15 protein-coding genes and 1 other RNA gene are annotated in these 12,353 nt (G+C 30.2%); 8 read left to right on the top strand and 8 right to left on the bottom strand.

Annotated elements, in window-relative coordinates; translation table 11 throughout:
• Positions 1 to 119: 119 nt before the first annotated feature.
• Genes L8V88_RS04395 through L8V88_RS04410 form a run of 4 tightly spaced genes read left to right on the top strand, consistent with a single transcriptional unit; the run spans position 120 to position 3,371 of the window.
• Positions 120 to 467, top strand: coding sequence for a FlaG family protein (locus L8V88_RS04395; protein ID WP_263677791.1), 348 nt, complete (start codon positions 120 to 122; stop codon positions 465 to 467).
• 2 nt (positions 468 to 469) lie between these two features.
• Positions 470 to 2,770 carry a flagellar filament capping protein FliD gene (fliD, locus tag L8V88_RS04400; RefSeq protein ID WP_263726999.1) on the top strand — a complete coding sequence of 767 codons (2,301 nt, stop codon included), beginning with the start codon at positions 470 to 472 and terminating at the stop codon, positions 2,768 to 2,770.
• Positions 2,771 to 2,787: 17 nt separating this feature from the next.
• Positions 2,788 to 3,159: a flagellar export chaperone FliS gene (fliS, locus tag L8V88_RS04405; protein WP_263677789.1), complete on the top strand. Its 372-nt coding sequence runs from the start codon at positions 2,788 to 2,790 to the stop codon at positions 3,157 to 3,159.
• Positions 3,156 to 3,371 (top strand): hypothetical protein, encoded by a 216-nt coding sequence (locus L8V88_RS04410; protein ID WP_133318894.1) that lies wholly within the window; start codon positions 3,156 to 3,158, stop codon positions 3,369 to 3,371. The genes fliS and L8V88_RS04410 overlap by 4 nt, the downstream gene beginning before the upstream one ends.
• Here the strand turns inward: L8V88_RS04410 and rnpB are convergent.
• From rnpB to L8V88_RS04450, 8 genes are all read right to left on the bottom strand, one after another.
• Positions 3,366 to 3,688, bottom strand: an RNA gene (gene rnpB, locus L8V88_RS04415) — RNase P RNA component class A. The genes L8V88_RS04410 and rnpB overlap by 6 nt on opposite strands.
• 26 nt (positions 3,689 to 3,714) lie before the next feature.
• Positions 3,715 to 4,254, bottom strand: a complete 540-nt coding sequence (locus L8V88_RS04420; protein WP_263727000.1) for a hypothetical protein — start codon at positions 4,252 to 4,254, stop codon at positions 3,715 to 3,717.
• A complete protein-coding gene (locus L8V88_RS04425) occupies positions 4,217 to 5,227 on the bottom strand; it encodes a hypothetical protein (protein WP_263727002.1) in 1,011 nt (336 codons plus the stop codon). Before L8V88_RS04425 ends, L8V88_RS04420 begins: the two co-directional genes overlap by 38 nt.
• Positions 5,217 to 6,089 (bottom strand): GTPase Era, encoded by an 873-nt coding sequence (era, locus tag L8V88_RS04430; protein ID WP_263727003.1) that lies wholly within the window; start codon positions 6,087 to 6,089, stop codon positions 5,217 to 5,219. The genes L8V88_RS04425 and era overlap by 11 nt, the downstream gene beginning before the upstream one ends.
• Positions 6,086 to 7,405 (bottom strand): ATP-dependent protease ATPase subunit HslU, encoded by a 1,320-nt coding sequence (hslU, locus tag L8V88_RS04435; RefSeq protein ID WP_263727005.1) that lies wholly within the window; start codon positions 7,403 to 7,405, stop codon positions 6,086 to 6,088. The genes era and hslU overlap by 4 nt, the downstream gene beginning before the upstream one ends.
• Entirely contained in the window at positions 7,402 to 7,944 is a 543-nt protein-coding gene (gene hslV, locus L8V88_RS04440) for an ATP-dependent protease subunit HslV (protein ID WP_133318899.1), read from the bottom strand. Before hslV ends, hslU begins: the two co-directional genes overlap by 4 nt.
• Complete coding sequence (rplI, locus tag L8V88_RS04445) at positions 7,944 to 8,387, bottom strand: 50S ribosomal protein L9 (RefSeq protein WP_039618280.1); 444 nt, start codon at positions 8,385 to 8,387, stop codon at positions 7,944 to 7,946. The genes hslV and rplI overlap by 1 nt, the downstream gene beginning before the upstream one ends.
• A gap of 12 nt (positions 8,388 to 8,399) precedes the next feature.
• Positions 8,400 to 9,620, bottom strand: a complete 1,221-nt coding sequence (locus L8V88_RS04450; protein WP_263727007.1) for an argininosuccinate synthase — start codon at positions 9,618 to 9,620, stop codon at positions 8,400 to 8,402.
• 114 nt (positions 9,621 to 9,734) lie between these two features.
• Here L8V88_RS04450 and L8V88_RS04455 point away from each other — a divergent pair, with 114 nt between their 5' ends.
• Genes L8V88_RS04455 through L8V88_RS04470 form a run of 4 tightly spaced genes read left to right on the top strand, consistent with a single transcriptional unit; the run spans position 9,735 to position 12,352 of the window.
• Entirely contained in the window at positions 9,735 to 9,983 is a 249-nt protein-coding gene (locus tag L8V88_RS04455; protein WP_039618276.1) for an RNA-binding S4 domain-containing protein, read from the top strand.
• Complete coding sequence (gene tsaE, locus L8V88_RS04460; RefSeq protein WP_133318901.1) at positions 9,980 to 10,387, top strand: tRNA (adenosine(37)-N6)-threonylcarbamoyltransferase complex ATPase subunit type 1 TsaE; 408 nt, start codon at positions 9,980 to 9,982, stop codon at positions 10,385 to 10,387. The genes L8V88_RS04455 and tsaE overlap by 4 nt, the downstream gene beginning before the upstream one ends.
• Complete coding sequence (gene lptB / locus L8V88_RS04465; protein WP_039618272.1) at positions 10,380 to 11,105, top strand: LPS export ABC transporter ATP-binding protein; 726 nt, start codon at positions 10,380 to 10,382, stop codon at positions 11,103 to 11,105. The genes tsaE and lptB overlap by 8 nt, the downstream gene beginning before the upstream one ends.
• Positions 11,105 to 12,352, top strand: a complete 1,248-nt coding sequence (locus tag L8V88_RS04470) for an RNA polymerase factor sigma-54 (RefSeq protein ID WP_263675274.1) — start codon at positions 11,105 to 11,107, stop codon at positions 12,350 to 12,352. Before lptB ends, L8V88_RS04470 begins: the two co-directional genes overlap by 1 nt.
• Position 12,353: the final 1 nt, after the last annotated feature.

A 12,353-nucleotide genomic window follows, 5' to 3' on the forward strand; every position in this document is an offset into this window, starting at 1 on the left:
TTTAAACTTTTTGAGAACACTTTTTGCTTGTAAGAAAATATAGATTTTTAATCTAAATATTAAGTTTTTTAAAATTATGTCGATAGAGTATTTTAAAGTCTTTTAAAAAGGAGTTTAAAATGGACATTAGTAACAATATTCAAAGAGATGCAAATGTAGCTCATTTTAACACAAAAAGCGTTGAAAAAGCACCTCAAGAGAATAAGCAACAACAAGTTAATTTAAACGATCAAGATGAGAATTTAAATGAAAAACTAAAAAACGCGACAGAAAAGCTTAATAGACAAATGGAAACACTAGAAACAAATGTGCGTTTTGCATATAATGACAAAATCAATGAAATGTATGTAAATGTAACCGAAAAAGATACCGGTAGACTTATACGCAAAATTCCTAGTGAAGAAGTGATGAAATTAATAGAGCATTTTAAAGGTGTTATCGGCACCATTTTTGATAAGGAGAGTTAATCATGGCAATAGGTAGTTTAGGAAGTTTAGGAATAGGCTCAGGTGTTTTAACAAGCGATACACTTAATAAACTTAAAGAAGCGGAAATGAACGCTCATTTAGGCCTTTACAACTCACAGCTTGAAACTAATACTTCAAGACAAAAAGACCTAGCAGAACTTGAAGCTAAACTACTTGCTTTTCAAACAGCTGTAAGTAGCCTAGGTGATGCATCTCAGTTTAATAAGAAAAAAGTATCCCCTAGTGTAAGTGGAGATAGCGCTGCTGCAAGCTTAGTAGTAGGATCTTTATCTAACCTTACTAATATGAAAGTTATTGTAGAACAACTTGCTCAAAAAGACGTATATCAAAGCAATGGATTTAAAGACAAAACCGCTTCTGTGATGAAGAGTCTTGGGATAAATGGAGAAAATGGCAAAACTTCTTTTACTATTACTCAAGATGGAAAAGATTATAAAATCGATATTGATGAAAGTACTACTGTAGCTCAACTTGCCGAAAAAATCAACTCTGTTACAGGCGGTAAAATAGAAGCTAAGCTAGTTAATACAGGAGATAAAGATAATCCATACCGCTTAGTAGTGCAAAGTACTGAAACAGGAACTAAAAATAATATTTCTTTTTCAGGTGATGAAAAACTTTTAAAAGCTATGGGTTGGGAGCTTGATAAAGATAGCATTAGCGCAGGTGGTTTATATGGTTTTAGACCTCAAGGTGCTGGAGAAGAAAATAAAGATAAAATAAGTGGAACATTTAGCGGAAAGCCTGAAGATAAACTACTTAATCCAGGAGAAGAAAGTACTTCTTTTACTTTTGTTATTAAAAATGGTGAAAGATATGATAGATTTACTATAAATATTGATGAAAATACTACTTATGAAAGTTTAGCAGAGGATTTAAGAAAACAAACCAACGGAAAAGTTGAACTTAAAATAGAAGATGGTGGCAAATTATCTTTTAGAGCTACTAATGGTGGTGATTTAAGTATATTTGATGGTGGCTATGCAACTGATGCTGAAGGAAATATAGATCAAGCAAATTATACTAGAGATAGCAAAGCTACTTCACTATTGAAAAATAAATTTGGTATTGAATTAGATACAAGCACACCACAAGGCTATAATGTTTCCAAAGACAATGAAAACCATATCCAAAAAGGTATGGATGCTATCTTTAGTGTAGATGGTGTTAAAATGACTAGACCAACTAATACCATCACAGATATAGGCCCTGATATCACCTTAGAGCTTAAACAAAAAGGTGAAATAAGCTTTAATGTTACTCAAGATACCGAAGCTATTTCACAATCTTTAGAAAGTTTAGCCACTGCTTATAATGATTTGATGATAAATCTTAATGCAGCGACAAAATACGACCCTGACGCAGGGACAAAAGGAAATTTTGTAGGTGTTAGTGAAATTTATAATATCAAATCTCAAATTAATAATATTTTACTTCAAACCATTACAGTAGATGGGACGGTTGTAGTTGGCGATAGTGATAGTTCAGATGGTATTAAGGTTTCTTCTAAAGTAAGTTTGTCTTTGGCTGATTATGGCTTAACTTTGAGTGATGGGGTATTGTCTTTTGATTCAGGAAAATTTAACTCTAAATTCAACGAAGATCCAGAAATGGCTGAAAAATTTTTCGTAGGACATAATGGTTTTGAAGATATTGATTTAGTAGGCGATAGGGTAAGTGGTTTTGGTGAAGGAGATATTAAATTTGAAGAAGGTAAATTTACCATTACTTACAATGATGAAACCATAGATTTAGGTAAAACTGCAAATGGAGATCCTTTTACTTTAACTGGAGATACAGATGTAGAAAAAGCTCAAAACCTAGTAGATCATATCAATAGTTTTGGTTTAGAGGGCTTAGAAGCTAGCTTTGAAATCATCAACCAAGGCACTGCTGATCAAAAAATTCAATTTAAAATCAAAGGGACTTCGGGAAGTAATTTAGAAATTCAAGGCGATAGTGACTTTTTGAAAAAATTTGGCTTAAGTTCTAGAACCATATACTCCGTTTATAAAGAAGAAACAGGAACTTTTGGGATATTAAAAAACACTATGGGTGAAATAATGAGTTCTGATGGTTCTTTTGGAGGATACAAAGAATCTTTAACTAAAGAATCAAAAAATCTTAACGAAACCATAGAAAATACTAAAAAATCTATAGAAGGTAGATATGATACGATGTGGTCTAGATGGGCTGCATATGATAGTATTATTGCTAAATTAAATAACCAAGCAAGTGTTATTTCAAATATGATTAATGCGGCAAATAATCAAAATTCTTAAAATAAGAAAGGGTTTAAATGCTAAATAGTGCAGTTTATAGCGCATATTCACAAAATCAAACTGGTGTAGAATCCCAAGAAAAACTTATAGAAATGCTATATAGCGGGATTTTACGCTTTTCAAGTAGGATAAAAATAGCTATTCAAAATGAAAATATAGAAGAAAGAGTGTATTATGTAAAAAGAGCTAGTGCTATTTTTATTGAATTATTAAATTGTCTTGATTATGAAAAAGGTGGAGATGTAGCACATTATTTAAGTGGCTTATACACTAGAGAATTACAACTTCTTTCTTTAGCAAACATAGAAAATAATGAAGCTAGAGTAGATGAAGTAATAAATGTTGTTAAAGGCTTATTAGAAGCTTGGAGGGAAGTACATCAAAAATGAGTGAAAAAAAATGGATAGATGAGTTTAAACTAGCTGTATATACTGAAGATGTGGAAAAAATAGTTAAACTCATCGAAAAACCTGATTTTAAAGATTGTCCTAATGAAGCCTTGGCTCTTACTAATGAAGCAATAGCTTTTATGAAAAAAAAGCAAGATGAAGTAGCAAAAAATTTGCAAAAACTCAAAAAAGCTTCTGCTTATATGAAGTAAAACATGGCGATAAGCCGAGTTCTGTCAAGAGCGATCATTTATCTAGACTTGTTTTTGCAAACAAGTTCGAGCGAAGGGTTATATTATAAGACTAAAACCACCCCTTCTTGCTGCAGATTGGGTTTACATAGCTAGCTTTGTTACCAAAGCTACTGGTAGGCTCTTACTCTACCGTTTCACCTTTTCCATAAAAATATGGTAGTTTTCTTTCTGTTGCACTTTCCCTTAGGTTGCCCTAGCCATCCATTAGATGGAATCTTTGTCTTATTGCAGCTCGGACTTTCCTCTTCGAAAGAAGCGATCGCTTGCCATGTTTAGATGAATTTTATCAAAAAAATCATTTTTATACTAGAGTAAAAATAAGTTTTAGTGTGATTTTTAGTTCATTTTCATATTTTGTAAGCTCTAAATTTTTAACTTTTATATAAGGATCTAGTTTTTGTAAAAATTGCATTAAAAAATAAAAATCACTAACAAAACTCAATTTTAATTCATAATAAGTAAAATATTCATCTTGACTTTTATAACTTTGGATTTGTAAAGACCTTACTTTAGAAAGATTTCTCTCAATATCTTTTAAAATGCTTTGATAGTCCTTGTCTAAACTCAAGAATGACTGCTCGTTATAAGATATATTTTCATCTTCTTTTAAATCAGAAATCATTTCTTGTTTTTGCTCGTATTTTGTTTGTAAAACATATAGTTCATCTTTTGACAACTTCATTTGTTTTTCAAAATTATCAAAAACACTCATATAAACCATGAAAAAACCAAAAACAAAAGCAACTATCAAAGCTAGTGCAAATTCACGCCCAGATAACCTAGCAAAGATATTTTCTAAATTTTTATAAAGATTTTTCAAAAACAAGAGTGATTTTTCCATTATTAACTTCTTTATTTTTTAATACAAAATGATGTTTTTTAAAATCTTCATAAAATTCATAGTCATTTTTAAGTTCTACAATAAAATCATTATTTTTAACATACAAAGCCTCTATATAAGCTTGATGGGAATTTAAAACTCTTAAAAAATCATAAAAATCTTTATAACAAAGTGCATTTGTATAAAATTTTTGCAACAAATTAATCTTTAACTCATTTTCTTCTTGTAGTTTTTTATACTCTTGATTCTGTTTTTGATTTATTTTTGCTTGCTCTAAAATACCATCTTGCTTTTTTATTAAATTTTCATATTTTGTTTTCTCATTTTCATAAAATGATTTTTGTGTATACAAATACAAAGGATAAGCTAAAGCTAGCAAAACTCCACAAGCAAAAGCTAATAAAATCTTAAAACTAAAAGATTTTAAATGATTTATTTTTTCTTTGTTGGTAAGATTAATCTTAACTTGATCGCAATTTTTTAACAATTTTTGATAAAAAATTTTACTATTAAATTTATCAAAACTGCTAAGATTTTGAGTATCATCTATGCTTATAATGTGCTTATAAGTATTTTTTAATTTTTCATTATATATTTTATCATAAACATTCAATGGTATAACTTTACAATTTTGAAAATCACACCCCAAATACTCCACTAAAACTATGTATTTTTCTTTAAATAATAATGCAAGATTTTCACTATTTACATCATTCTTAAAATACACTTCAAAAAGTAGGGGTTCTGGGATCACATAATCAATATCTAAAATATCTTTATACTTACACAAAAATACATGAGTAAAAGATTTATCTTGAAAATACTTTAGCTTATAAGAAAAATCATCTTTAAGACCAAGCTCTTCAAAGCTCTTTTTTAAAATTTCATCTTCGCTAATAGGATTTGGAAATTTAATATACAAAAGTTTTTCATAAGCAAGAAAATCTTTTTTGATGATTTTTTTACTCATCATAAAGTATTTTCTTAAGGTTTTGCTCGTTTTTATGCCAATTTTTTTCTAGTTGAACGAATAATTTTAACATTACCTTTTTTTGTGCTAATTTTTCTATTTTAAACCTAGCTTCTTTACCTATACGCTTAATTGTAGCTCCATCTTTACCTAATATCATTCCTTTGTGAGAATTACTATCTGTAATGATAATGGCATTGATATAATAAATTTGCTCTAGTTCTTTGATTTTTTCTATTTTTACTTCAGTGCTATAAGGAATTTCATCACTTAAATTTTCATATATGGCTTCTAAGATAAAATCTCTATAAATATCCTTTTCATTTGTAGTAGTAATAAACTCAGGATCAAAATAATATGGATGTTCAGGCAAATACTTAATCATCTCATCTAAAAGAATTTTTTTATAAAATTTTTGCTTAGCAGAATAGGGGATAATAGCACTAAAATGTGAGCTAAACTGAGAATACTCACTCAATTTTTTAAGCAAAACCTCTTTTTTTACTAAATCAACCTTATTGATTAATACAATATGTGGCACTTTAGGGTTTAAACTTAAAAAATTTTCATAATCTTTAATATCATCATAAATACTAGCTACAAATAAAATCACATCACAATCCGCAATGCTTTTAATCGCCAAATCAATCATAAGTTGATTCATAGCCTTAGAGCTTACATGCAAACCTGGCGTATCTATAAAAATAAGCTGATGATTTTCATGCATTATAATCGCATTAATCTTTCTTCTTGTAGCATTTTGCTTATGAGAAACCATAGCAACTTTTTCTTCTAATAAAGAATTAAGGATAGAACTTTTTCCCGCATTAGTTCTACCCACTATGCTTATAAAGCCACTTTTCACAAGATATACCTAGCTAAATCTTTATTTTCTATGATATCTCCAAGCTTAACTTGCACTTTAAAATCATCTATTTTATAAACTTTTCCAGCATATTCATCTGCTTCAAAACTAATATCTTCCAAAAGTTTTTCCACCACCGTGTGTAAGCGTCTTGCACCAATATCTTGCATTTCTTCATTAGCCTTGCTTGCTATTTTTGCTATTTCTCTAATAGCTTCATCTTCAAAAACAAGCTCTACATTTTCAGTTTTTAAAAGCTCAATATATTGTGTTAGTAATGAATTTTTAGGTCTTGTTAAAATAGCATATAAAGCATCCTCATCTAGCGAATCAAGCTCAACTCTTAAAGGAAAACGCCCTTGAAGTTCAGGGATTAAATCACTTGGCTTACTTAGATGAAAAGCACCTGCTGCAATAAATAAAATATGATCAGTTTTTAAAGGTCCAAATTTAGTTTGTATAGTACTACCTTCAACTATAGGAAGCAAATCTCTTTGCACCCCTTCTTTACTTGGATCTTGGCGGTTTGAATTTGAGCTTGAAACCGCTACTTTATCTATCTCATCGATAAAAATAATCCCTTCATTTTCTGCTCTTCTTAAAGCCTCGCCTTTAATACTTTCCATATCAAGAATTTTCTCACTTGCTTCTTGAACTAAAGCTATTCTTGCATCTTTTACTTTCATTTCTTTTTTAACTTTTTTATTACCCACACCAATAACTTTTACTATATCTTGCATAGCACCCATTTCAGGTGGTAAATTTGGATTAGTATCAAATACACTTTGTGAAATTTCAACTTCTATTGTGCTATCATCTAAATCACCAGCTTTTAATTTCACACGCATTTTTTCTAAAGAATTTTGATACTCTTCTTGTTTTTCTTCGCTAACACCCTTTGGTAAAGGCGGTAAAAGTTTTTCTAAAATCTTATTTTCTATAAATTCATTAATCTTTTCTTTATTTTTTTCTTTTTCTTCATTTTTTACTAAATTTAAAGCAGCATTAGCTAAATCTCTAACCATACTTTCTACATCACGCCCAACAAAACCAACTTCAGTATATTTGCTTGCTTCAACTTTTACAAAAGGAAGCCCCATCATCTTAGCAAGGCGTCTTGCAATCTCTGTTTTACCAACTCCAGTTGATCCTATCATTAAAATATTTTTTGGCATGATATCATCTTGAAGTTCAGGGCTAAGCTGCATTCTTCTATAACGATTTCTTAAAGCAATTGCTATGATTTTTTTGGCATTTTTTTGCCCAATTACATAATCATCTAAAAATTTCACAATCTCTTTTGGAGTTAAATTCATTTATCATCCTCAATTACATAAGTTTTAATATTTGTATTAGTATAAATGCAAATTTCACCAGCTATTTGCAAGCTTTCTTTGACTAATTCTTCTTCATCTAAATTTGAATGTTTAGCCAACGCTCTTGCAGCAGAAAGTGCATAATTACCCCCACTACCAATAGCAGCTATAGCGCCATCTTCAGGTTCAACTACATCTCCAGTTCCTGAAAGTAAAAATATATGATCTCTATCTAATACTAGCATCATTGCTTCAAGTTTTCTTAGGTATTTATCCTTACGCCATTCTTTTGAAAAATCTATCGCAGCTTTTAATAAATCACCCTTAGAACTAGAAAGTAGTTTTTCAAACATATCAAAAAGATTAAAAGCATCAGCAGTGCTTCCTGCAAAGCCTGCTAATACTTTTCCATTATTTAATTTTCTAATTTTAACTGCATTATTTTTTAAAACAGTGTTTCCAAAACTTACTTGTCCATCTCCACCAATTACAGACTTATTTTTACCTTTATAAGCTAAAATTGTAGTTGCGTGAAACATTATTCTCCTTTAACTTCTAGCTTAAACACAGCATGAATTGCATGGCCTAATTTTGCTGAAATTTCATGTACACCAAGTTCTTTTATAGTATCACATTCTAAGCTTTTTTTATCAAGCTCTATACCTTTTTGATCCTTTAGCGCATGAGCGATTTCATCTTTAGTAACCCCACCAAACAAGCTTCCATTAGCTCCTACAGGTTTAGCTATACAAATAGTGATTTTAGATAATTCTTCTTTTAATTTTTCCAAATTTGCAAGCTCAAATCTTAAATTTTCTGCCTTTTTCTTTTGCTCTGCTTCATATTGTTTTAAAACTTCATGTGTAGCAGCTTTGGCAAAACCTTTGGCAATTAAAAAATTTTGTCCATATCCATCTTTTACTTCTTTAACTTCTCCTGCTTTTCCTAAGCTTTTTACATCTTTAATTAATAATACTTTCATTGTTTTCCTTTTTTAAAATTTTCTTCCATTTTTACCTGCGATGATAAATCTCAAAGCATTTAATCTTATAAAACCTGCTGCATCTTTTTGATCATACACAACATCTTCTTCAAAAGTACAATAAGCCTCACTAAATAAACTATCATTCGCACTTTCTCTGCCTATTACCATTACATTACCTTTATATAATTCAAGCCTAACTTTACCATTTACATATTTTTGTGACTCATCAATTAAGGCTTGAAGCATTAATCTTTCAGGCGAGAACCAATAACCATTATAAATTAAACTTGCATATTTTGGCATTAATTCATCTTTTAAATGCGCTGCTTCTCTATCAAGAGTGATACTTTCAATAGCTCGGTGTGCTTTTAAAAGTATACTTCCACCCGGAGTTTCATAACAACCTCTACTTTTCATACCCACATAGCGATTTTCAACAATATCAAGACGACCTATACCATGTTTTGCACCAAGCTCATTAAGTTTTGCTAAAAGCTGCGCAGGAGACATTTTTTCTCCATTAATAGCACATAAATCGCCTTTGCTAAACTCAAGCTCTATCACTTCGCTTTCATTTGGAGTTTCTTTTAAATCTTTCACCCAACGCCACATATCTGCTTCAGGTTTAGCCGCAGGATCTTCAAGCACTAAACCCTCATAAGAAATATGCAATAAATTTGCATCCATAGAATAAGGTGATTTACCTGGCTTTTTAGCTATATCAATGCCATGTTTTTGCGCATAAGCTAAGAGTTTTTCACGGCTATTTAAATCCCATTCTCTCCAAGGAGCAATGATGGCTAAATTTGGATTTAGTGCCAAAGCACCTAATTCAAAACGCACTTGATCATTCCCTTTACCGGTTGCCCCATGGCTAATAGCATCTGCTTTTGTTTTATTTGCTATTTCTACTAAAGCTTTTGCTATCAAAGGTCTTGCTATACTTGTACCTAGTAAATATTCTCCCTCATAAATAGCATTTGCTCTAAACATAGGAAACACATAATCTTTTACAAATTCATCTTTTAAATCTTGAATAAAAATATTTTCTTCTTTTACGCCCAAAGAAAGTGCTTTTTTTCTAGCAGGCTCAAGCTCTTCACCTTGTCCAATATCTGCTGTGAAAGTTACTACTTCACATTTATACTCATCTTGTAGCCATTTTAAAATTATACTTGTATCAAGTCCACCAGAATATGCCAAAACCACTTTTTTGATATCTTTTTTCATTGTCTTTCCTCTTTGTAAAAAATGATTGTAAAATTTAACGAATTTAGCTTAATATAATGTAAAATATTTAAACATTTTATAACATTTTCTTGTATTTTTTGATAAAATATTTTTATGAGAATAGATAAGTTTTTAAATGTAGTTAATATTACTAAGCGTCGTGCTATTTCAGAGGATATGTGCAAAAGTGGCGTAGTAAGTATAAACAATCAAGTGGTTAAGGCTAGTAAAGAAGTAAAAATTGGCGATGAAATAAGCATTAAATTTATAGAATATACTAATATCTATAAAGTTTTAGACATACCAACAACCAAAAGCATACCAAAAGCTATGCAAGAAAAATATGTGGTAAAAATTCAATGAAAGAAATGATTTTAAGCCAAAATGAGCTTTATAAGCTTTGTGAAATTTTGCCTAAAAATGGAGTTATTTTACTTCAAGGGGATTTAGCAAGCGGTAAAACCACTTTGGTTCAAAATTATGCTCAATTTCTTGGAGTAGAAAAAACACTTAATTCTCCTACATTTTCCATCATGCAAGAGTATGATTTTCAACAAGGTAAAATGTATCATTATGATATTTATCAAGAAGGTTTTGATGGACTTTTAAAAAATGGCTTGATTGAAAATTTTTTTGAAGAGGGACTGCATTTGGTAGAGTGGGGTGATGAAAAATTAAAAAAATACTTAGATAAATATCAAATTTTTAATATAATTTTACAAATCATTCCTTATGAAAATAAAAGAAAGTATATAATACATGAGTAAGCTAGAAGCTAGAAATTTAGAAAAAATCATTAAAAAAACAAAAATCATACACGATGTTTCACTAGAAGTACAAAGTGGGGAAGTTGTTGGACTTTTAGGGCCTAATGGAGCAGGAAAAACTACAAGTTTTTATATGATATGTGGGCTTATTTTGCCAACAAGTGGGCAGGTGTTTTTAGACTCACAAGATATCACAAAAGAACCGCTTAATAAAAGAGCAAAGCTTGGCATTGGGTATTTACCTCAAGAAAGTAGTGTTTTTAAAGACTTAAGCGTGGAGGAAAATTTACTTTTAGCCGCCCAAGTAATATATAAAGATAAAAATTTATTAGAACAAAAGATAGAACAAATGCTAGAATTACTTAGCATAGAACCTATTAGACACAGAAAAGGTATGAGTTTAAGTGGGGGTGAAAGAAGGCGTTGTGAGATAGCAAGATCGCTTATGTGTGATCCTAAATTTTTACTTTTAGATGAACCATTTGCTGGGGTTGATCCTATCGCAGTGAGTGAAATTCAAAGCTTGATTAATGACTTAAAAGCTATGAATATAGGTGTTTTAATCACTGATCATAATGTAAGAGAAACTTTAGCAATTTGCGATAGAGCTTATGTAATTAGAAGCGGAAGGTTGCTAGCTAGTGGCAATGCTAATGAAATTGCACATAATGAAGATGTTAAAAAATACTATCTTGGAAGTGAGTTTAGACTTGAATAATGCTTAAACAAAAAACCTCTATAACGCAAAAAGCAAAACTATCACAAACCTTAAGATCTTGGCTTCCTATATTGCAAGCTAATATTGAAGATCTAAAAGAAAGCTTAGATGAATTTGCTAAAGAAAATCCTTTTATAGAGATCAAAGAAAACTCAAGTATTACAAGCAATCAAAACAAGTATTATCAAGAATATTTTAGTAAAAATACCACCACGCAAATGATTGACGCAAAAAGCTTGGAAGTAAAAAATGTGTATGAACTTTTAAGCGAGCAAATCATACCACCATTTTTTCCTACTAAAAAATCCCAAACCATTGCTGAAAAAATCATAGAATGTTTAAATCATGAAGGTTATTTTGAGTATGATGAGGAAATTTTAGGTGAATTTGATCCTTTAGAAGTAGAAAAAATCAGGCAAAGATTTAAATATCTTGATCCCGTTGGAGTAGGGGCAAAAGATAATCAAGAAGCTTTTATTTTTGCATTAGAGCATTTTGACTTAGATGATGAGCTTTATGAGTTTTGCAAAATGTTGATTTTAAATTTAGAAAATGCAAAAGATTTTATCAAAGATCCTTTGTATAAAAAGGCTATAGCGATAATTAAAAAAATCTCTATTCCGCCTTTTTTAGAGTATTTTGAAGAGAGTATGGAAATCATTCCTGATATATTTATTTATCAAGAAAATGGTGAAATTAAAATTAAAATCAATGATGATTATTACCCTGAAATTGCTTTTGAAGCAGATGGCTTAGATCATGAGTTTTTAAGTGCTTATTTAAAAGATGCTAAAAATTTAATCGATGCATTAGCTATGCGTAAAGCTACCCTTTATAAACTAGGGCTTATGATTATAGAATATCAATATGATTTTTTCATGGGCGGGGATATTAAACCTATGCAGCTTAAAGACTTAGCACAAGATCTTGAAAGAAATGCTTCTACCATCTCAAGAGCAATTGCAAATAAATACTTAAGTTGCGATAGAGGCTTAATACCCTTAAAATCTTTCTTTACCACTGCAGTTGATGATGGTGAAACTTCTAATGCTACAATCAAAGATTTTCTTAGTAATTTAATTAAAAAAGAAAATCCTAAAAAACCTTTGAGTGATTTAAAAATTCTTGAACTCACTCAAAAAGAATTCCCAAGTGTACAACTAGGGCGTAGAACTATCACTAAATATCGTATGCAACTTGGCATAGGAAGCTCAAGTGAGCGTAAAAAATTATATGAATTGATGTAGG

It is taken from the genome of Campylobacter sp. IFREMER_LSEM_CL2101 (assembly GCF_025771825.1).
Classification (GTDB): domain Bacteria; phylum Campylobacterota; class Campylobacteria; order Campylobacterales; family Campylobacteraceae; genus Campylobacter_D; species Campylobacter_D lari_C.

Excerpts from the sequence above, each read along its gene's own strand:
- L8V88_RS04395 (WP_263677791.1), top strand. The coding sequence starts at position 120 with ATGGACATTAGTAACAATATTCAAAGAGATGCAAATGTAGCTCATTTT.
- fliD (WP_263726999.1), top strand. The coding sequence starts at position 470 with ATGGCAATAGGTAGTTTAGGAAGTTTAGGAATAGGCTCAGGTGTTTTA.
- L8V88_RS04455 (WP_039618276.1), top strand. The coding sequence starts at position 9,735 with ATGAGAATAGATAAGTTTTTAAATGTAGTTAATATTACTAAGCGTCGT.
- L8V88_RS04410 (WP_133318894.1), top strand. The coding sequence starts at position 3,156 with ATGAGTGAAAAAAAATGGATAGATGAGTTTAAACTAGCTGTATATACT.
- L8V88_RS04470 (WP_263675274.1), top strand. The coding sequence starts at position 11,105 with ATGCTTAAACAAAAAACCTCTATAACGCAAAAAGCAAAACTATCACAA.
- rplI (WP_039618280.1), bottom strand. The coding sequence starts at position 8,387 with ATGAAAGTATTATTAATTAAAGATGTAAAAAGCTTAGGAAAAGCAGGA.
- hslV (WP_133318899.1), bottom strand. The coding sequence starts at position 7,944 with ATGTTTCACGCAACTACAATTTTAGCTTATAAAGGTAAAAATAAGTCT.
- L8V88_RS04420 (WP_263727000.1), bottom strand. The coding sequence starts at position 4,254 with ATGGAAAAATCACTCTTGTTTTTGAAAAATCTTTATAAAAATTTAGAA.
- tsaE (WP_133318901.1), top strand. The coding sequence starts at position 9,980 with ATGAAAGAAATGATTTTAAGCCAAAATGAGCTTTATAAGCTTTGTGAA.
- hslU (WP_263727005.1), bottom strand. The coding sequence starts at position 7,405 with ATGAATTTAACTCCAAAAGAGATTGTGAAATTTTTAGATGATTATGTA.
- lptB (WP_039618272.1), top strand. The coding sequence starts at position 10,380 with ATGAGTAAGCTAGAAGCTAGAAATTTAGAAAAAATCATTAAAAAAACA.
- L8V88_RS04425 (WP_263727002.1), bottom strand. The coding sequence starts at position 5,227 with ATGATGAGTAAAAAAATCATCAAAAAAGATTTTCTTGCTTATGAAAAA.
- fliS (WP_263677789.1), top strand. The coding sequence starts at position 2,788 with ATGCTAAATAGTGCAGTTTATAGCGCATATTCACAAAATCAAACTGGT.
- L8V88_RS04450 (WP_263727007.1), bottom strand. The coding sequence starts at position 9,620 with ATGAAAAAAGATATCAAAAAAGTGGTTTTGGCATATTCTGGTGGACTT.